The following is a 19,612-nucleotide window of genomic DNA, read 5'->3' as shown; positions in this document are numbered from 1 at the left end:
ATGTCCGACGAAACTAAAAAAGGCGACGATAACGGAAAGCTTCTGTATTGTTCGTTTTGTGGTAAAAGTCAACACGAAGTAAAAAAACTGATTGCAGGGCCTTCGGTCTTTATTTGCGATGAGTGTGTTGATCTGTGTAACGATATTATTCGTGAAGAAGTGCAGGAAGCAGAAGCAGAATCACAAGGTGATCGTCTGCCTTCTCCTCATGAAATTAAGGAAACACTTGATGAGTATGTGATTGGCCAAGATAAGGCTAAGATCGTATTGTCAGTGGCTGTTTATAATCACTATAAGCGTCTTCGATATGGGGATCGTGGTGGTGATGTTGAGCTTGGTAAGAGTAATATCTTGCTTATTGGTCCAACAGGTAGCGGTAAGACCTTGTTGGCTGATACCTTGGCTCGTCTTCTGAATGTACCTTTCACCATTGCTGATGCAACAACCTTGACCGAAGCCGGTTATGTAGGTGAAGACGTTGAAAATATCATTCAGAAGCTGCTTCAAAAATGTGATTACGACGTAGAACGTGCTCAAATGGGCATTGTGTATATTGATGAGATCGACAAGATTTCTCGTAAGTCTGATAATCCGTCAATTACTCGTGATGTTTCTGGTGAAGGTGTTCAGCAGGCATTGCTTAAGTTAATTGAGGGCACTGTTGCTTCTGTGCCTCCTCAGGGTGGTCGTAAACATCCCCAGCAAGAATTTTTACAAGTAGATACTGCGAATGTTCTATTTATTTGCGGTGGTGCTTTTGCTGGGTTAGATAAAGTAATTCGCGACCGTACAGAAAAAAGTGGTATTGGTTTCTCTGCCGTAGTTTCAAGCAAGGATGACTCGAAGCAGGTAGGCGAAGTGTTAGGTGAGGTAGAAACCGAAGACTTGGTTCGCTATGGCTTGATTCCTGAGTTTGTCGGTCGATTGCCTGTTGTGGCAACGCTTACAGAGCTTGATGAAGAGGCTTTGGTTGAGATTTTGGTTGAGCCGAAAAACTCTCTTACTAAGCAATATTGTAAGTTGTTTGAGATGGAAGGTGTTGAGCTTGAGTTTAGAGATGATGCATTGAGAGCGGTTGCTCAGAAAGCATTGGAACGTAAAACGGGTGCTCGCGGGTTACGTTCTATCTTGGAGTCGGTGCTCTTGACTACTATGTATCGTATTCCTTCCGAAGAAAATGTGACTAAGGTGGTGATCGACGAAAGTGTGATCAACTCCGAAGCAGAACCACTTCTTATTTATGAATCTCAAGACGCTCCTAAAGTGGCATCTTCAGACGATTAAAAATTAAAAAGGCCCTTTTTAGGGCCTTTTCCTTGTATTTATACTATTTGTCCCCACATTATCCTAAAGACTGATTTACCGGCTGTTCTTCTGTATGCCGGAGTTATAACCGAGAGGATGTGTCTATGTCTGCAACCGAATTTGATGAAGTTATTGAGTTGCCTGTTTTACCGTTGCGAGATGTTGTTGTTTTTCCGCATATGGTCATTCCTTTATTTGTTGGAAGAGAGAAGTCAATTGCTGCTCTCGAAGAGGCAATGGCTGATGAGAAGAAAGTGTTTTTGGTTGCGCAAAAAGATGCAAATCATGATGATCCTGCACCTGAAGATTTATATGAAATAGGAACTATCGCCACGATTCTTCAAATGTTGAAGCTTCCTGATGGTACTGTAAAAGTTCTTGTTGAAGGCTTGGATCGAGCTCGTATTGAGCAGTTTATTGATCAAGAGTCTATGTTAGTGGCTCAGGCTTCCATTGTTGAAGTAGAAGAGTCGGAAGGTAAATACGACGACGTTGTTGAATCGGCTATTGAAGAGATAGAGAAATACGTTAAGCAAAGTAAGAAGCTACCATCGGAAGTTGTTAACGCTATCAAAAATATCACTTCCCTAGATCGTTTGACCGATACATTGGCTTCTCACTTCTCATCGTTGAAAGTTGCAGAGAAGCAGTCTTTGCTTGAGATGGCAGATCCATTAGATCGTTATGATGAAATTCTTGGCATTATCGATCGTGAACTTGATGTGGTTCAGGTGGATAAGCGCATTCGTGGTCGTGTTAAAAAGCAAATGGAGAAAAGCCAGCGCGAGTATTATCTTAACGAACAAATTAAGGCGATTCATAAAGAACTTGGTGAGATGGATGAGGGCTCTGGCGAGCTTGATGAATTGGATAAAAAGATCCAAGCCGCTGGTATGCCTAAGGAAGCTCGTGAGAAAGCTAACGCTGAAATGAAAAAGCTTCGAATGATGTCTCCTATGTCAGCAGAGGCTTCAGTTGTTCGTGGATATTTGGATTGGCTGGTAAGTGTGCCTTGGAAGAAGCGCTCTAAAGTTAGTTTAGATCTTGAGCGTGCGGAGGAGGTTCTTAACGAAGATCATTACGGTCTTGAGGAAGTTAAAGATCGTATTATTGAATATCTGGCCGTTCAAAAGCGTGTTAAGAAATTGAAAGGTCCTGTTCTTTGTTTGGTTGGTCCGCCAGGAGTTGGTAAAACGTCATTAGGGCAGTCGATTGCTAGATCTACAAACCGTAAGTTTGTTCGTATGGCTTTGGGTGGTGTGCGTGATGAATCTGAAATTCGTGGTCATCGCAGAACATATATTGGGTCTATGCCTGGTAAGTTAATTCAGAAGATGTCAAAAGTTGGAGTTAAGAATCCTCTTTTCTTATTGGATGAAATTGACAAGATGGGAATGGATCATCGAGGCGACCCTGCCTCTGCGTTGCTGGAAGTGTTAGATCCGGAACAAAATAATTCGTTCAACGATCATTATATGGAAGTCGATTACGATCTATCTGATGTAATGTTTGTTTGTACCTCGAACTCAATGAACATTCCTGCACCGTTATTGGATCGTATGGAAGTGATTCGAATTCCGGGGTATACCGAAGATGAAAAGGTAAACATTGCTCAGAAATATCTTCTTCCTAAGCAGTGTAAGAATAATGGCCTTAAAGATGGTGAACTTGAGTTGCCAGAAGAGGCACTAAGACATTTGATCCGTCATTATACCCGTGAATCAGGTGTCCGTGGTCTTGAACGTGAGATTGCGAAAGTCTGTCGTAAAGTAGTAAAAGCGGCAGCTTTAGGTAAGGAAGCTGTTGTTAAAGTAGAAGCTGATGCGTTAGAAGATCTTATTGGTGTTCAGAAATTTAAATATGGCATCGCAGAAGAAGAGAACAAAGTTGGTCAGGTGACAGGCTTAGCATGGACGCAGGTTGGTGGTGAATTATTGACCATTGAAGCAGTGTCTATGCCGGGTAAAGGTCGTACGATTAAGACTGGTTCTTTAGGTGATGTAATGCAAGAGTCGATTCAGGCTGCAACTACTGTGGTAAGAAGTCGCTCACGAGTTTTGGGGATTCCTGAAGATTTCTATGAAAAGCAAGATCTTCATATCCATGTGCCGGAAGGTGCTACACCCAAAGATGGACCAAGTGCTGGTATCGCGATGTGCACCGCAATGGTGTCTGTGTTGACCGGAGTTCCGGTTCGTTGCGATGTGGCGATGACGGGTGAAATTACTCTTCGAGGTCAGGTCTTGCCAATTGGTGGTCTAAAAGAAAAGCTTTTGGCTGCTCATCGTGGTGGTATCAAGACCATTATTATTCCTGATGATAATGTTCGAGATTTGAAAGAAATTCCTGAGCACATTAAGGAAGATCTTGAAATTCGAGCCGTTAAATGGATCGATGAAGTGTTGGATGTGGCGCTTGAATATATGCCTGAACCCGGTAATGAAAGCGTTAACGAAGCCTCTTCGGACACTGAAAACGCTAATGACCGTATAAATGCACATTAAATTACAAAAAAGTGGCCTCAAAGTGAAAAAAAAGTGCTTTGAGGCAGTTACTTTTGTGCGGATTTAGGTAAAATAACTCGCACTTAAATAAGAAACTGAGCGTGCTAAGGACAGATAAACTCTAGCCTTTCTGATGCTTGACAGGATAGACAGGCAGTTGTTATAAGTTTTGTTCCTTTGTGAATAATCAAAAAGCACCACAGGGAATTCTTAGATCAGTTTATTAGATTACTGACTTTTTAAAGGGGAATATTGTGAATAAGTCTGAATTAATCGAAGCTATTGCAGAATCTGCTGACATCACTAAAGCTGAAGCAGGTCGTGCTTTGGATGCAACTATTTCTGCAGTAACTGGCGCACTTAAAGACGGTGACCAAGTTGCGTTGGTTGGCTTTGGTACTTTTTCTGTTAAAGAGCGTGCAGCTCGTACTGGTCGTAACCCTCAAACAGGTGCACCAATCGACATCCCTGCAGCTAAAATTCCAGGCTTCAAAGCTGGTAAAGCTCTTAAGGATGCTGTGAACTAAGTTTAGTTCATTCGGGATTCAGGAGCAGTAGTTCAGTTGGTTAGAATACCGGCCTGTCACGCCGGGGGTCGCGGGTTCGAGTCCCGTCTGTTCCGCCAAGATTAGGGCGCATCAACTGATGCGCCTTTTTCATATTTAAATTCAGTAATTACTGAACATAAGAAAGATAACATCAGAGATAGGAAAGCTAGGTTTAGCCATGCTTCAGAGTATCAGGAATAATACACAAAGCCTGTTTGCCAAAATTTTGGTCGGCTTGATTGTTATCGTTTTCGCCCTATGGGGTGTAGACGCAATTGTAGGTAGTTTTAACGGTCCTAAGCCAGCGGCCACTGTAAATGGTGAAGATATTGATGAGCTTAAGGTGCAGCGTGCAGTAGAGTTGAAAAAGCGTGAACTCTATTCTCGTTTTGGTGAGAGCTTCGATCCCTCGTTGATTGATGATGGTCTTTTAAGAAATGCCGCTGTTGAAGAGTTAATTAACCGTAGCATTCTGTCTTCTGATGCTAATGAGCAAGGTTTGTCATTTTCCGATCAAGCATTGGATACTATGATTTTAAGTGCACCTAGCTTCCAAGTAGACGGTCAGTTTTCACAAGATGCATATGACTCTGCGATTCGTAGCCTAGGCTATACCCGTGTTAGTTTTCGCGATATGGTTCGTGAAGACATGATGGTTGGACAGATCCGAGGCAGTTTGGCTGGTACTTCGTTTGTTACAGAGAAAGAAGCTAATCAGTTGGCTAAGCTAGAGCAGCAGCGTAGAGATTATGCGTTCACAACGATAGCACGAGCTGCAATGGAAGACTCTATGGAGCTTTCTGATGATCAGATTGATCAGTACTACCAAGAAAATAGTCAGCAGTATCGTACTGAAGAGCAGGTTAAAGTTGAATATATTACTTTATCGATTGATGACTTCACTGACAAAGTTGAACTAAGCGAAGAAGACATTAAGGCACTTTACGATCAAAGCATTGCCGAGATGGAAGTCACTGAAGAGCGTAAGGCTTCTCATATTTTGGTGATGGTTGACGATGAAACTACAGAAGAAGCTGCTGTAGAGAAGATGAACTCCATCAAAGCACGTCTTGAGGCAGGAGAAGCTTTTGAAGATCTAGCGAAAGAGTTTTCAGAGGATCCAGGTTCTGCTCAGCAAGGCGGTGATCTAGGTTTCGCTGGAAAAGGGACTTACGTGGAGCCTTTTGAAGAAGCTTTGTTTGCTATGAACGAAGGTGAGTTATCTGAGCCAGTTGTTACCAAGTTTGGTGTTCATTTAATCAAACTTGTCGATATTCGTACTCAGGACATTCCAAGTTATGAAGAAATGAAACCTCGTTTGGAGCAAGATCTTCGTTTGGCTAAAGCTAAAACAGAATATGTCGCAGCTGGTGAAGAGTTGGCAAACAGCGCTTTCTCTGCTGATACACTTCAAGAAGTTGCTAAAGAGCTTTCCCTCCAAGTGGTAACCTCAGAGCTTTTTACTCGTGACGGTGGTGCAGATCAAGTAACCAGTGATCCACAAATTGTTAATCAGGTATTTGATCAAGACTTTATCGAAGAAGGGCGTTCAAGTAATTTGATTGAGTTGAGTGATGAGCAGTCTTTAGTGGTTCGAGTGTTGGATCATGTCATTCCTGAGACATTGCCTTTGGAAGAAGTTAAAGAACAGGTTATTTCTGGATTAACTAAGAAGCTTGCACAGCAGAAGGCTCGTGATTTAGCTGATGAGTTATTGGATCACTTAAGAAATGGTAAAGACTTGTCGTCTTTTGAGTTAGTATCTGACTTGAGCTGGTCGGTAATCGAGCAAGCGGGTCGTACTAACTCAGACGTAAACGCTTCAATCAACAATAAAGCCTTTACCATAGGTTTGGCTGAAAATCAGAAGAGCTTCGATCGTGAAGTATTAGCGAATGGTGATGTTGTTGTTATTCGTCTTGACGCGATTCACCAAGTGACTGATCTTGATGAGCAGGATTTGGACACAGCGCAACAAATGCTAGCGAATCAATTGGCTCGTTCTGAGTATCAGGCGTACCAGAAGTCGTTAAAAGACAGAGCAGAGATTGAGCGTTAATAGTTTTTAACGACATACAAAAAACCGCAGATTATTCTGCGGTTTTTTTTCGAGAGCCTTTTGATAATAACAATTAAAATCATTTGGCTCTTTCAATCTTTTGTCGAACTTTTAAACGCTAGTGAAGACCAAAAATTCTATTCCTGACTTTTTCTCGTTGAAATGCTTTTCCTTCGTCAATAGCTTCGAAGCGAGCATCATCCAATTGTTGAAACTTTTCAATTTCATCGTCAGGCATGTAATGAAGGCAATCGCCCCCGAAGTACCAAAGTAAATCTCTAGCCCAGCATTCGGTAAGATCTGGGTATTTCGAAATTTGCTGTGTAACGAGTTGTTGGCCTGAGAACACGTGGTTTGGATCCAGGTGCACCATGTCTTTTATAAGCTGCTCATATGCAGCTAGAAATGCAATGGCGTCCTGATCTAGGTCTTGACCTAAAAACGGTTCTTTTTCACGAAAGGCTTCGTAGCTTTGTTTTAGTAAACGTAAATGGAAGAGAATATTTTCTTGTTCTGCTTCGGGAAGTTGGGCAAAGCGTGATTCGCTCATTAAAAACCTTCATACAATTATATGTGTACTAATGCATGGACAATAAATGCATCGGAGATTTACGACTGCATTTAAGATTAGTACATGGTGAATTTGTGCAGCGTGCTATTATAGCGCCTTAATTTAAAATTTTGAGTTCTTATGTTCGCACTGGAAATAAACGACTTAGCTAAAACTTATTCAAATGGTACTCATGCCCTGAAAGGGATTTCTTTACACGTTGCCAAAGGCGATTTCTTCGCGCTTCTTGGGCCAAATGGTGCAGGAAAATCTACAACTTTGGGTATTGTTTCTTCGTTGGTTAATAAAACGTCTGGAGCTGTAAAGGTAATGGGGTTTGATCTTGATCGTGAGCGAGTCAAAGCCAAAATGAAACTGGGAGTGGTACCTCAAGAGTTTAATTTTAATCAGTTTGAAAAAGTGTTTGATATTGTTGTTACGCAAGCAGGGTATTACGGCATACCTGCGCCAGTGGCTAAACAACGTGCAGAATCTTATTTGAAAAAGCTTGGTTTGTGGGAGAAGCGTGATACTCCAGCTCGAATGCTATCTGGTGGTATGAAGCGCCGATTAATGATTGCGCGAGCTTTAATCCATGAGCCCGATGTATTGATTCTTGATGAGCCAACTGCAGGTGTGGACATTGAATTGAGACGTTCGATGTGGGTATTCCTTCAGGAAATTAATCAGCAGGGTATTACCATTATTCTGACAACTCATTATTTAGAAGAAGCGGAAGCACTGTGTCGTAATATTGCGATTATCGATCAAGGCGATATTTTGGTGAATTGCCCAATGAGGGAGCTGCTTAATCAGATGAATAAGCAGACAATATTGCTTGATGTGCAGGGCGATAAGATGGAGCAGGTGGCTTTGGCGGATTTCCCCGTAAAACTCGTAGACGAACACACTTTGGAGGTTGTGGTTTCTAAGGATCAATCCTTAAACATCTTGTTCGAGCAACTGACAGAACAAAGTGTCACAGTGACAAGTTTCCGAAACAAATCAAACAGACTAGAAGAGATGTTTGTGTCTATGCTGGATCGCTCTTCAAATGAAGAGGCTCCGAAAGGGGATTCTCTGGTTGAAACAAAGGCTGGGGAGTAAATAACTTATGGGAGTTAAAGCTAACTGGATTGCGTTTTGGACAATCATCGTTAAAGAAATTCGACGTTTTTCTCGTATTTGGGGGCAAACCATTTTACCGCCTGCCATTACGATGACGCTGTATTTTATAATCTTCGGGAATCTAATTGGCTCGAGAATCGGAGAAATGGCTGGATACAGCTATATGGAGTTTATTGCCCCGGGGCTGATTATGATGTCAGTCATCACTAATTCCTATTCCAATGTCGTGTCGTCTTTCTTTGGAAATAAGTTTCAGCACAGTGTTGAAGAACTATTGGTGTCGCCAATTCCAAATTGGATTATTCTTCTTGGCTTTACTTTAGGTGGTGTTGCTCGAGGCCTTGCTGTGGGCGTGATTGTGACTTTGGTTGCGTTGTTCTTTGTTGAGTTGCCTTTGTACAGCGTGTTTATTATTTGTATTACGGTATTTTTTACGGCATTTTTATTTTCGTTAGGCGGCTTTTTAAACGCACTCTTTGCGACGACATTTGATGATATTTCCATCGTGCCGACCTTTGTGTTAACGCCTTTAACTTATCTAGGCGGTGTTTTTTATTCCATTCAATTGTTACCTGAGTTTTGGCAAGGCGTTTCTTCGTTGAATCCGATTTTGCACATGGTTAATGCTTTTAGATACGGCTTCTTAGGAATTACAGATATTGATTTGGTGTTTGCTTTAGGAATGATCTTAGTAACCTCTGTGCTGTTGTTTGGATTATGTTTGCACTTGCTGAACAAGGGTGTCGGTATTCGACAGTAGTAACGGCTGTGTTGTTTTTTGGAATTAGAGAGTAGTAAAGGGGTAGTAGTAATGGGCGGAAAGGAAGTTGATTCTTCATTAGGCAAAGAGGTTGAGTACGAGTTTAATTACAACCCTGAATTGCTGTTTCCGATCAGTCGTCAGGAAGGTAGGAGTCGTATTCCGGTAGATTCGGAAGATCTTCCATTTGATGGTATTGATATTTGGACTGGATACGAAATTTCCTGGCTCAATGAGAAGGGTAAACCTGTGGTTCGCGTAGCAGAGTTTACGTTACCCGCGAAGACGCCGAATTTGGTGGAATCGAAGTCGTTTAAACTGTATTTAAATTCGTTTAATCAGACGGTTTTCGAATCTGAATCTTCGGTTCTTCAGGCGATGGAAAAAGACTTGTCTGAAGCGGCTGGCGGTGAAGTTAAAGTAGCTCTGTATCCAGTGAACAGTGAAACATTCGAATGCAGCTCTGTGGATGGAGTTTGTGTGGATGATCTGGATGTGGCAATCAATGTGTATGAGCCGGATGCGTCATTGTTGCAAAGTGATTCGTCAATAAAGGTAAGTGAAGTTCTATACAGTCATTTGCTGCGTTCAAACTGCCCGGTGACTGGGCAGCCAGATTGGGGCACCTTGGTAGTTCACTATACGGGTAACAAATTAGATCGAGAAGCCTTTCTTAAGTATGTCATTTCTTTCCGACAGCATACCGGGTTTCATGAACAATGCGTGGAACAAGCCTTTGTGGATTTGAAAAAAGCAACATCTGCGGAAGAATTGATTGTTTACGCTCGTTACCTTCGTCGAGGAGGGTTGGATATTAACCCTTACCGTTCAATGAATGGACATTTGCCGGCGGCGTGCTTGAAACATCGTTTCCATCGTCAATAAGCGCTTTGAACGGATCGTTATTATCTAGGCCGATACTGTCCAGCTCGATTTGTTCACGTATCTTGGCCGTTGCTGATTCAAGTGCGGCCAATACCCGGGATTTATCATTCGACTGCAGCTTCTCTTCATCCAAGTACATTGAAAAGCCATCGAGCTGATGTTCCATATAGCCACTTTCGCAACCCAGTTCTTTACGGAATCCAACAACCTGATAAATCGGAAGAGGGCGACTAAAGCCTTTAACCTGGATTTCTCCTTTGTCTCGACACATTACGGTATCTTTAATTAAAGAGAAGGTTTCGTAAGAAAGCAGGATTTCTCCAGCCTCAGCCATGCTTTCAAGTCGGCTTGCCAGGTTTACTTCTTTCCCGACAATGGTGTAATCCATACGTTGCTCTGCACCAAAATTACCTACCGTACAGTAACCTGTGTTAATTCCCATACGAATTTGCAGCGGTGTTTTGATGCCTTGGCTACGCCATTTCTGCTGAAGCACTTTCATATGTTTACGCATAGCAATAGCCATGGCGACACATTTTTGAGCATCCGCTTTGGTGCCTTCCGATGTCGGATCTCCAAAGAAGATCATCAAACTGTCGCCGATAAATTTATCAATCGTGCCGCCATGTTTTAGAGCAATGTCGCACATATCAGTAAGATATTGATTGAGAAGCTCTGTCAGGACTTCTGGTTCAAGTTCATCTGAAAGTTGAGTGAAGCCTTTAATATCAGAAAAGAACACCACAAGCTTCTTACGTTGCGTTTCCAGAGTAACGTCTTTCTTGCCTGAGAAAATGGTTTGCCAAACTTGAGGGGCCAAGTATTTCGACATCTTTAAAGACAGTTCATTAGCTCTTGATTGTTGGCATCCAATTTCTTGCTTCGCGTTATAAAGCATGTTTGCTTGCATATGAATGTAATACGCAGCGACAGAGAGAAATACCAAGGTACCAATGCTGTAGGCAACGCTTACAACCATTGGTGCGTGTTGAACAAAGTTAAAGCCAAATAGGGAAGACAAAATAAAGCAGACGGCTACCATGGTTGCGTTACCGGAGAGGAGGAGCCTGATGCCTCCAGCAACGATTAAAGCAAAGCACAGCATGGTTACAAGAAGAATGGACGGCGCAATTGAGAATTGCATCCAGAATATCCAGAATCCCCCATAAATCGCATCCATGTGTAATGCGATAGCGCGGCTAGTGGAGGTGCGTTGGATGTTTGTACTTTGAAGAATGGCGTGAAGAATATGAGGGTAAATTATGGCGAAGGTGACCATGTACCAAGCGGATTGAGAGTAATGTCCGTTGAATATCCCAACCGTGACAGCAAAAGCACCGGCTAAATAGGCAATGGTTCGGATGTAATAGTCAGCATTCGAAAAAAGCTGTTCGATGGTGGTAACGTGTTTTAGATTCGATGAGTTGGTATCTAACGCCATTAATCCGTAGCCTTATTAAAACTTTATTTTACCAGTAAGAACATCTTTAAGCATAACCCAATCACCTATGAAGCTATAAAGTGGGTATTTAAAGGTGGCAGGTTTATTGTGTTCAAAAAAGAAATGACCGATCCAAGCGAAACCATATCCAAGAACGGGTAGAAGAAAGAGTAATAGAAACTGTTGGCTGGCAAGACTGTACAGAAGCAAGCAAATAACAGATAAACTGCCAATCACATGAAGTCGGCGACAGGTTTGGTTTTGGTGTTCACCAAGATAGAATGGGTAAAACTCCGAAAAACTAGTGAACTCTTGATTGGTCGCCATGGTAATACCTTTTATCGTTATAATGATGGCCGGATCAAACACTGTTTTAGCTGACCTAATGCACGACAAAAAAGCGCATAACGTATTTGCAGGTTTTGTCATAAATGTGACATAGGTCTAAAAAATGTATTTACTGAATATACCCCTTAGCCTAATGGGGTGCAATTTTTTCGAGTAATAAAATGCAACTTATCCTAAGAGCTTTTTGCCAGCTAACGTCCATTAGTAACAATCTCCGTTGTGTTAGTTGATGAGAGCTTTTCGGTCTTTGAATCTTTAACTTGGCATCAATATCAATGAGAATCTCAAAGCTATTAATTAATCGAGTATCTATTCCTAAGTTACGTGCTCCAGCGCCTTCTTCAGAAGTTATGGAAACATGTTATCGAGCTGCAATGCGGGCCCCTGATCATGGTCGATTAAAGCCGTGGCGCTTCATTCAAATTGAAGGGGAAGGGTTAGAGCGGTTAGGTCAGCTTTTTTTGGATGCCGAAAACTTTGATGCCGTAAAAGAGCGTGGTGAAGAGGTTTCGGAAGTAAGGCAGCAAAAGCTTTTATCTATGCCAAAACGAGCACCTATGATCGTTGTGGTGGTCGGACGAGTTGAAGAGCATCCAAAGGTTCCGAGAGAAGAACAACTCATGGCTGCGGCGTGTGCTGCTTATGGGCTGTCTGTTGCACTCTACGATCATGACTTCGGTTGTATGTGGCGTACGGGAGAACTTGCTTACCATCCATTAGTAAAAGCAGGCCTTAACTTAGCTGACAATGAAGAGATCGTCGGTTATTTATATATTGGAACGCCTGATTGCTCACCTAAAACTCCGAAACTAGACGATCTTGAACAATTTGTTAAAACTTTCTGACAATATTCCCCAAAGACTATTGATTTTACGCTTTGAATTCGATAACTTAGCGCACCTCAAAAGGTGAGGTGTCTGAGTGGTCGACTCGGAGGCTAGCCGGAGAGAACGTCGGAGTTTACGACGACGGCCCGAAGGGTGAGCAGCTTGCCTGCGAATAAAGAGCATGCTCTTTAACTTTTCGAGCAATTCGTAACATATAATATGGTGAGGTGTCTGAGTGGTCGAAAGAGCACGCCTGGAAAGTGTGTGTACGGAAACGTACCGAGGGTTCGAATCCCTCCCTCACCGCCAGAACAAATAAAAGCCTCGGTTTATGCCGGGGCTTTTTCGTATCTGAAGCACGAAAAAGGTACGGATGAGAAGTCTCATGGTTCGAGCCGAGCGAAGCGAGACAGCGTTGCTTTCTTTAAATAAGAGTATGACGACGGCCCGAAGAGCGAAGTAATCTCTCCCTCACCACCAGAACATAAAAAAGCCTCGGCATAAACCGAGGCTTTTTCGTATCCGAAAGCAAGAACGAGGTGCGGATGAGAACCCTCGTGGTTCGAGCCTGACTAAATGTAATAAAGCACCAAATAGACCGTCAGTAATACAGCAACCCAAACTACCATAGTCTCTGTTGGCCATAGCCGAGCAAAGTAGCCTTTAGGGCGACCTTCTTCTGTATCATATGAGAGTTTGATCATTTGCTTCCCTGAGTTAATCAGGGATTTCTCGAAGCGCTCATAAGCACTGTAGATCGTATAGCCAACACGTTTTACAAATGTCGGTGCGAGTTTTCGGTAGAACCAATCGGCATCCAAGTTAGTTGAAGGCAATTCAGGCGGATACAGTTTTTGTAAGTTAAGCCATACGAAGGCTAAGGCCGAGAAGAACAACAGTTGAAGCTGAGTCAGTACGTGAGTGAGATCGTATGGCTGATAGTTATGTTCCCATGGTAATAGGGCATAAACCGTTTGTGCGGGGAAAGTCCCTAATATCACACACGTTACCGCACCTATCATCATGGCAATGAGCATGTTCTTCGGTGGTTCTGTCGTGCGAATCCCTGAGTCATGAGCAAAGAATGCAAAATACGGGATTTTAATGCCGGCGTGGTGAAATACCCCCGCCGCAGCAAACAATAGAAGTAACCATACATAGTCATAACCTTCTTTTACCGCAGCCGCCATAATCATAGATTTAGATACGAAGCCGCTGAATAATGGGAAAGCTGAAATCGATGCTGCACCCACAATACACAGTATGGTGGTCTTAGGCATGCTCTTATACAAGCCGCCCAACTCCGAGCCATTGATCTTTCCTGTCATGTGCAATACTGCACCCATGGTCATCATCAATAAGCCTTTAAAGATGACATCGTTAAAGGCATGAGCCACGGCTCCGTTTAACGCCAAGGCGGTACCAATACCAATACCCACAATCATGAAGCCAATTTGGTTAATCAGGCTGTAGGCCAAAACTCGACGTAGATCGTTTTCAATTACGGCGAAGAAGATTGGGAAGCACGCCATTGTCACGCCAATCCACACTAGGATTTCTTCACCAGGGAAGCCTCGAGCAAAGGCGTAAACCGCAACTTTGGTTGTGAAAGATGCTAAGAAAATGGTACCTGATGGGGTGGACTCAGGATACGAATCTGTTAACCAGTTATGAACGAATGGGAATGCGCACTTAATACCAAAGGCAGCGAAAATTAACCATGCACCAATCTCTGCAATGCCATCATGCTCTAGGCCAATATGAGTAAAGAGCAGGCTGTTATTTACCTTGGCAAAGATTAAAAGGCCTGCCAGCAGTAACACACCAGATAAAACTTGAATAATGAGATAACGCACCCCAGATGCGTAAGCTCGATCAGTTCGGCGCGCCCATATCAGGAACACGGAAGTGAGCGCTAAAAGCTCCCAAAACACAAACAGTGTTAATAGATCTCCTGCAAACACGGCTCCTACTGCACTTGCGGCATAAGCCAAGCCTGCTACATGCTGTACCGTATCTTTCACATGCAGTGCATAAATAATGGCAATCAACGCCGCCAAGTGGAAAAGATAACCAAACATTAGGCTCAGTTTGTCGATTTTCACTGGCTCAAGGGTATAGCCCATAAATTCCAGGGACCAGAACACTCCGTGCTCTAATCCCATCAAGTTAAGTGCACCGACAACCGGTGCCGCCAACATAATGATGTTACGGGTCCAGCCACGTAAAAATAACGCAGCAAGTGCACCCAACATTAAGGGAAGAAACGGGATCACACTACTCATCGTAATAATTCTCCCCACGCATTAAAAAGGTACGCATCCATTTCGCGATAAATACCAAAATTGAACAGCCTACAAAACCATAAATGGCGTAAAACGCAGGGACGTTTTCCCAGCTGTGATAAATATGACGATGTACGATGAAGTCTGCGATCACTAACAAGGCACAGATCACATAAAACACTTTTAACATCTTGCTGACGTTTGCTGGCTTATCAAACCAGCCATCCGAATCATGATGATCAGACATTTAGTTTTCCCCCATGCTTGTTGAAACGCCGGGAATCAAATTAATAAGATCGATTAAAGGCTGAGGATAGAAAAACAAGGCCAAGCAACCGATAGAAGTAACGGTTAAGGCAATCAGTATTGGTAAAGGCGCTTCTTTGGTCTCTGACCAGCTCCATGGCTTTGCTTCTTCTGCTGTTTCGCCGGAAATATTACTTGAAGAAGCAAAGAAGGCTTTGATTGGAATAGGCAGTAAATAAGCAATATTCAGTAACGAGCTAATCATCAGTACCGCCACAATGATTAGTTTATCTGCCTCCAGAGCACCGATGGTGAGGTACCACTTACTCCAAGTACCTGCCATTGGCGGGAGACCGATAATGCTGATTGCCCCGATTGCAAATGCCGCCATCGTGAGAGGCATTTGCCTACCTAAACCAACCATGTCGCTAATGTTCTTCTTATGACTGGCGACCATGATGGCACCTGCACAGAAGAACAGAGTAATCTTTCCAACCGCATGGGTTGCGATATGTAGTGCCGCTCCTGCCGCAGCGACCGAGGACGCCAATAAGGCACCCACCACAATGTAACTAAGTTGGCTGACGGTGGAGTAGGCTAATCGTGCTTTTAAGTTATCTTTGGTCATAGCTATGCAAGAAGAGAGCAGTATGGTCGCTGCGCCTATATAGAGCATGATGTCGGTAGTGGAGAGATCAGTGAGCGTCTCCAAACCAAAGATATAAATCACGACCTTTAAGATGCTGAATACACCGGCTTTTACTACGGCGACCGCGTGTAACAAGGCACTGACAGGTGTTGGTGCAACCATTGCTGCTGGTAGCCAGCGATGAAATGGCATGATCGCGGCTTTACCGATTCCGTAACAGAACAAAACAAGTAAAACGCCGAGTGCAGTTTTGTTGTCATTGTCGTTAAAAATACCACCGGCTTGGAAATCCAAGGTTCCGGTTACACTGTAGGTGCCCAGAACAGCGAAGAGCAGAAATGCGATGGAAGTACTGAGCAAAATGCCGAGATAGGTTCGACCGCCTTGTTTCGCGGCCTCAGTTCCCGCATGAGTAACCAGCGGGTAGGTGGAAAGTGTTAAAACTTCATAGAAGATGAAGAGTGTAAGTAGATTGCCCGAGAAGCAAATGGCCATGACGGAACTGATGGCCAGTGCGAAGCAACAGAAGAAGCGTGTTTGATTTTGTTCGTTGTGACCTCGCATATAGCCAATGGCGTAGATGCTGGTGATGATCCACAGAAAGCTTGCAACCAAGGCGAAAAGCACACCTAAAGGTTCGACCTCAAAACTGATTCCAAGCCCAGGGAAGAGCTCAATGATGTCCAAACGCAGCACTGTTTCCTGGAATGTATAATCAGTGATCGCCAAGACAATCGTAAACAGCACGGTGGCCGTCGTGAGAGTGACACCTTCTCTTAAATTAGGGTTCTTGCCCGTTGCTAGAACAAGCAGGGCGCCAATGAACGGCACTAAAATAGATAAGGAAATTAATTGCGATGGATCAACGCTTTGCCAGAGGTTCATAGCGACACCTCCGGTTCGTTATTGTTCGGGAGGTTGCCATTCTGGAACAACCATTCAGAGGCATTGTTTGCGGCTTCTGTGGTGAGGCTGGTATCAATGCCGAAATAGATGTTCGCTAAGACCAGTGCCCACATAGGCGCAAGCATTAACCAAGGAACTTCTTTGACTGTCGATGGGTCTGTCGAATCGGGAAGCTTCTGGAAGTACGCCGCTTCTACGATGCGACCAATATACACGACTGCGAGTAACGAGCCTGCCAACACCAAGGCTGCAATGATCCAATGGTTTTGCTCTAAGGCGGCAGTGACCAAATACCACTTGCTGACAAAGCCAACAGTCAGTGGCACACCTATGATGCTAAGGCCTGCTATGGTAAACGCAGCCATGGTCAGTGGCATGTGTTTCCCAAGCCCTCTGAACGCTTTAATGTCCACTGAACCCACTCGATAAAACACGGCACCGACCGCCATAAACAAGGCACCTTTCATCAGTGCGTGGTTAAAGATATGTATGAGTCCGGCCATAAGGCCAGTGACACTGACGAGACTAATCCCCAAAATCATATAGCCAATTTGAGCCACGCTGCTGTAGGCCAATACGGTCTTCACATTACTTTGAACCGTTGCCATATAAGAACATTTGAAGATGGCAACGATGGCTAACGCCATCAATATCAAATCCATGCCCATTTCATTAAACACATGATCCGCACCAAACACGGTGAAGATAAAGCGAATCATCACGTAGACAGCTACCTTAGTCGCGGTACTGGCTAAGAAAGCGGTAACAGCAGATGGCGCATGGGTATAAGCCGGAGGAAGCCACATATGTAGAGGGAATAGGGCAAGCTTGATGCTTACACCGACCATAATAAAGGCCAAGCCGGTGTTGATGGTACGGCTGCTTTCGTAAAAATGGATGCGCGTCGCCAGGTCAAGTATGTTGAGGGTGCCGGTCTTCATATACAACATTCCGACACCAATCAAAATAAAGGTGGCACCAATGGTTCCCATGACCAGATAGCGGAAGGCGGCGGTCAAACAGCGTCGATCTGACGCCAAGCTAACCAGGGTGTACGTTGCTAACGAGGAGATTTCTAGGAAGACAAAGAGATTAAAGGCGTCGCCTGTTACCAGAATGCCGGTAAGGCCTGCCAGGCAAAGAAGATGAGCGGTGTAGTACAGGCAATGCGTTGATTGGTCGATTTCTTTTTCAATGCTGTCTTTCGAGTAGAGCAGAACAAGGGTGGATACCGCTGTGACCGCGAGCAAGACGAAGGCATTGGCAGTGTCAACTCGTAACTCGATGCCCCACGGCGGAGCCCATCCGCCAACGGCGTAACTCAATACGCCCTCGGATAAGGTTGTAGCCAGTAACTGCCAAGACAGAAAACAGGCTAAGCCACTGACCAAGGTGCTGAATAACCAGGAAAGAGATGATCGACTCAATAGTAGTGCAATAGGTGCTGCAATCAGCGGCAAAATAATAGGAAGCGCAGCTAAGTGTTGTTCAAGCATTAGATGGCATCGTCCTTGTTTTCAAATTCGTTCTCTTCAACAGTGCCATAGGCTCGTTTAATACGAACAATTAAAGAAAGCCCAACCGCTGTCGTGGCGACTCCGACCACAATCGCGGTGAGAATCAAAACATGGGGCAAGGGGTTTGAATACAGCGTGACGCCTTCGGTGACGATCGGCGCTGTTCCTCCGGTGACTTTGCCCATTGAGATATAAAGCATAAATACGGAGGTTTGGAAGATGTTCAGGCCAACGACTTTTTTAACCAAGTTGTTAGCTGAAATCACAATGTAAAAACCGGTCATCATTAGAAATACGACGATCCAGTAGTTGTAATAATCGAGGATGAAGCTCACTGGACGTTTGACCTCTCTATCTGACTGGCAAAGGCATAAAATAAACTCAGCATCACCGCGAAAACGGTAATTCCAACACCTAACTCAATGATAATGATGCCGTAATGTTGGCCCGCAACTGGGTCTGTGGCGAGCTTGTTGTAGTCGAGGAAGTGGCCGCCGTTGAGCATACTATAGAGGCCGACGCTGGCGTATAGTAGAACACCGAGCGGAGCCAATACCTGTAAAAACTTCGGCCCAATAACGGCGTAGGAATGGGGTAATCCAAATACCAAGGCATAGAGAATGAAGGCTGCTGCGGCAATAACTCCTGCTTGGAAACCACCGCCCGGCCCAAAGTCCCCATGAAACTGTACGTACAATGCAAAAAGAATCACCAACGGGATAATCAGCTTAGCGACATTACGGAGTACGCGATGTGCTTTGAACCCGGATTCTGGAGCTTCATCTTCTTCTCGTCTTCTGATGCCGAGCAACGCAATGACACCAATCGCTGCAGAGAACACCACCACTGTTTCCCCAAAGGTGTCGAAGCCGCGATAACTGGCTAATACGGACGTCACCATATTGGGTAATCCGACTTCTTTTGGCGACTCTTCAATATAGCGAGGGGCCACATGTTGGTGGATCGGGTTATCCGGATTGCCAAAGGGAGGCATGTCTAGCGTGCCATAAATTAAGGCTGCGCCAGTGACAAGAACCACGATAAGGGGGAGGACTGATGAGTGCTTACTTTCTTTCTCTTTTCGACCTGTTAAGGCCAGTGTGCCGAGCATTAATACCGTTGATATACCTGCACCAACAGCGGCTTCAGTAAAGGCGACATCAACAGCGTCCAAACTTACAAAGATCAATGCAGACAGGAAACTGTAGATACCAAACAGCATAACAACAGCAAATAAATCTTTAAGGAAGATAACTCTTAAAGCGGTAAGTGCGAGCATCGCCAACAATACCAGATCAATAAGTTCTGCCATCAGTGTGTATGCTCCTGTTGCGTCTTACTTTTTTCCGCCAGTGTTAACAGGCCACCATGTCTGGCTGATTTGGCTAGTGCATGAGAGGCCGTGGGGCTGGTGATCATAAGAAAGATCAGGATAAATAAGAGCTTTGCAGTATTGAGGTCGAAAGCGGTTTGCAACATAAGGCCGCCGATGATCAATATCGCTGCGATTGAATCCGTGACGCTGGACGCATGCACACGAGTAAAAAAGTCAGGAAACTTAAAAAGCCCGATGGCGCCGCTCAATCCAAAAAATACACCCGCCACAAGCAAGATGCTACTAACTATGTCTAAGACAAACATATTTATCCAATAC

18 protein-coding genes, 2 tRNA genes and 1 other RNA gene are annotated in these 19,612 nt (G+C 44.0%); 11 read left to right on the top strand and 10 right to left on the bottom strand.

Annotated elements, in window-relative coordinates; all coding sequences use genetic code 11:
* The 5 genes from clpX (at position 1) to ACFOEK_RS02780 (ending at position 6,416) form a co-directional block, all read left to right on the top strand.
* On the top strand, positions 1–1,284 hold the full coding sequence (gene clpX, locus ACFOEK_RS02800; protein ID WP_386715844.1) for an ATP-dependent Clp protease ATP-binding subunit ClpX: 1,284 nt from the start codon (positions 1–3) through the stop codon (positions 1,282–1,284).
* A 125-nt stretch (positions 1,285–1,409) separates the two neighbouring features.
* Positions 1,410–3,809, top strand: a complete 2,400-nt coding sequence (gene lon, locus ACFOEK_RS02795) for an endopeptidase La (protein ID WP_386715841.1) — start codon at positions 1,410–1,412, stop codon at positions 3,807–3,809.
* 254 nt (positions 3,810–4,063) lie between these two features.
* Positions 4,064–4,336: an HU family DNA-binding protein gene (locus ACFOEK_RS02790; RefSeq protein WP_386715838.1), complete on the top strand. Its 273-nt coding sequence runs from the start codon at positions 4,064–4,066 to the stop codon at positions 4,334–4,336.
* A 21-nt stretch (positions 4,337–4,357) separates the two neighbouring features.
* Positions 4,358–4,434, top strand: a tRNA-Asp gene (locus ACFOEK_RS02785).
* 101 nt (positions 4,435–4,535) lie between these two features.
* Positions 4,536–6,416 carry a SurA N-terminal domain-containing protein gene (locus tag ACFOEK_RS02780; protein ID WP_386715835.1) on the top strand — a complete coding sequence of 627 codons (1,881 nt, stop codon included), beginning with the start codon at positions 4,536–4,538 and terminating at the stop codon, positions 6,414–6,416.
* A 118-nt stretch (positions 6,417–6,534) separates the two neighbouring features.
* Here the strand turns inward: ACFOEK_RS02780 and ACFOEK_RS02775 are convergent, their stop codons facing one another.
* Positions 6,535–6,966, bottom strand: coding sequence for a PA2817 family protein (locus ACFOEK_RS02775; protein ID WP_386715832.1), 432 nt, complete (start codon positions 6,964–6,966; stop codon positions 6,535–6,537).
* A 141-nt stretch (positions 6,967–7,107) separates the two neighbouring features.
* On the opposite strand from ACFOEK_RS02775, the gene ACFOEK_RS02770 reads away from it, so the two are divergent.
* From ACFOEK_RS02770 to queF, 3 genes are read left to right on the top strand one after another with little or no spacing between them, the layout of a single operon-like run.
* Complete coding sequence (locus ACFOEK_RS02770) at positions 7,108–8,073, top strand: ABC transporter ATP-binding protein (RefSeq protein WP_386715829.1); 966 nt, start codon at positions 7,108–7,110, stop codon at positions 8,071–8,073.
* A gap of 7 nt (positions 8,074–8,080) precedes the next feature.
* On the top strand, positions 8,081–8,854 hold the full coding sequence (locus ACFOEK_RS02765; protein ID WP_386715826.1) for an ABC transporter permease: 774 nt from the start codon (positions 8,081–8,083) through the stop codon (positions 8,852–8,854).
* Positions 8,855–8,905: 51 nt separating this feature from the next.
* Positions 8,906–9,739 carry an NADPH-dependent 7-cyano-7-deazaguanine reductase QueF gene (queF, locus tag ACFOEK_RS02760; RefSeq protein ID WP_386715823.1) on the top strand — a complete coding sequence of 278 codons (834 nt, stop codon included), beginning with the start codon at positions 8,906–8,908 and terminating at the stop codon, positions 9,737–9,739.
* On the opposite strand, the gene ACFOEK_RS02755 is transcribed toward queF, so the two are convergent.
* The gene (locus ACFOEK_RS02755; protein WP_386715820.1) at positions 9,669–11,180 is read right to left on the bottom strand and encodes an adenylate/guanylate cyclase domain-containing protein; all 1,512 of its coding nucleotides are present in this window, start codon (positions 11,178–11,180) and stop codon (positions 9,669–9,671) included. The two genes, queF and ACFOEK_RS02755, sit on opposite strands and share 71 nt — an antisense overlap.
* Before the next feature lie 15 nt (positions 11,181–11,195).
* Entirely contained in the window at positions 11,196–11,507 is a 312-nt protein-coding gene (locus ACFOEK_RS02750) for an Mpo1-like protein (protein ID WP_386715817.1), read from the bottom strand.
* Positions 11,508–11,803: 296 nt separating this feature from the next.
* Between ACFOEK_RS02750 and ACFOEK_RS02745 the strand changes: the two genes are divergently transcribed.
* The 3 genes from ACFOEK_RS02745 (at position 11,804) to ACFOEK_RS02735 (ending at position 12,835) form a co-directional block, all read left to right on the top strand.
* Positions 11,804–12,373 carry a nitroreductase family protein gene (locus ACFOEK_RS02745; RefSeq protein WP_386715814.1) on the top strand — a complete coding sequence of 190 codons (570 nt, stop codon included), beginning with the start codon at positions 11,804–11,806 and terminating at the stop codon, positions 12,371–12,373.
* 203 nt (positions 12,374–12,576) lie between these two features.
* Positions 12,577–12,664 (top strand) — tRNA-Ser (locus tag ACFOEK_RS02740).
* A gap of 43 nt (positions 12,665–12,707) precedes the next feature.
* Positions 12,708–12,835: non-coding RNA, RtT sRNA (locus ACFOEK_RS02735), on the top strand.
* A gap of 92 nt (positions 12,836–12,927) precedes the next feature.
* Here ACFOEK_RS02735 and ACFOEK_RS02730 read toward each other — a convergent pair.
* The 7 genes from ACFOEK_RS02730 to mnhG are packed head-to-tail and all read right to left on the bottom strand — an operon-like array spanning position 12,928 to position 19,599.
* Entirely contained in the window at positions 12,928–14,640 is a 1,713-nt protein-coding gene (locus ACFOEK_RS02730; RefSeq protein WP_386715811.1) for a Na(+)/H(+) antiporter subunit D, read from the bottom strand.
* Positions 14,633–14,887 (bottom strand): hypothetical protein, encoded by a 255-nt coding sequence (locus ACFOEK_RS02725; protein WP_386715808.1) that lies wholly within the window; start codon positions 14,885–14,887, stop codon positions 14,633–14,635. Before ACFOEK_RS02725 ends, ACFOEK_RS02730 begins: the two co-directional genes overlap by 8 nt.
* Positions 14,888–16,420 carry a monovalent cation/H+ antiporter subunit D family protein gene (locus tag ACFOEK_RS02720; RefSeq protein ID WP_386715805.1) on the bottom strand — a complete coding sequence of 511 codons (1,533 nt, stop codon included), beginning with the start codon at positions 16,418–16,420 and terminating at the stop codon, positions 14,888–14,890.
* Positions 16,417–17,937, bottom strand: coding sequence for a monovalent cation/H+ antiporter subunit D family protein (locus ACFOEK_RS02715; protein ID WP_386715802.1), 1,521 nt, complete (start codon positions 17,935–17,937; stop codon positions 16,417–16,419). The genes ACFOEK_RS02720 and ACFOEK_RS02715 overlap by 4 nt, the downstream gene beginning before the upstream one ends.
* A complete protein-coding gene (locus ACFOEK_RS02710; RefSeq protein ID WP_386715799.1) occupies positions 17,937–18,293 on the bottom strand; it encodes a cation:proton antiporter subunit C in 357 nt (118 codons plus the stop codon). Before ACFOEK_RS02710 ends, ACFOEK_RS02715 begins: the two co-directional genes overlap by 1 nt.
* On the bottom strand, positions 18,290–19,270 hold the full coding sequence (locus ACFOEK_RS02705; protein WP_386715796.1) for a DUF4040 domain-containing protein: 981 nt from the start codon (positions 19,268–19,270) through the stop codon (positions 18,290–18,292). Before ACFOEK_RS02705 ends, ACFOEK_RS02710 begins: the two co-directional genes overlap by 4 nt.
* Complete coding sequence (gene mnhG / locus ACFOEK_RS02700; RefSeq protein WP_386715793.1) at positions 19,270–19,599, bottom strand: monovalent cation/H(+) antiporter subunit G; 330 nt, start codon at positions 19,597–19,599, stop codon at positions 19,270–19,272. Before mnhG ends, ACFOEK_RS02705 begins: the two co-directional genes overlap by 1 nt.
* Between the last annotated feature and the right edge of the window lie 13 nt (positions 19,600–19,612).

The sequence above is a fragment of the Litoribrevibacter euphylliae genome (assembly GCF_042646085.1).
GTDB classification, from domain to species: Bacteria; Pseudomonadota; Gammaproteobacteria; order Pseudomonadales; family Litoribrevibacteraceae; genus Litoribrevibacter; species Litoribrevibacter euphylliae.
Note: the sequence above shows the minus strand (reverse complement) of the source record. Positions and strands in the feature narration are given on the sequence as shown.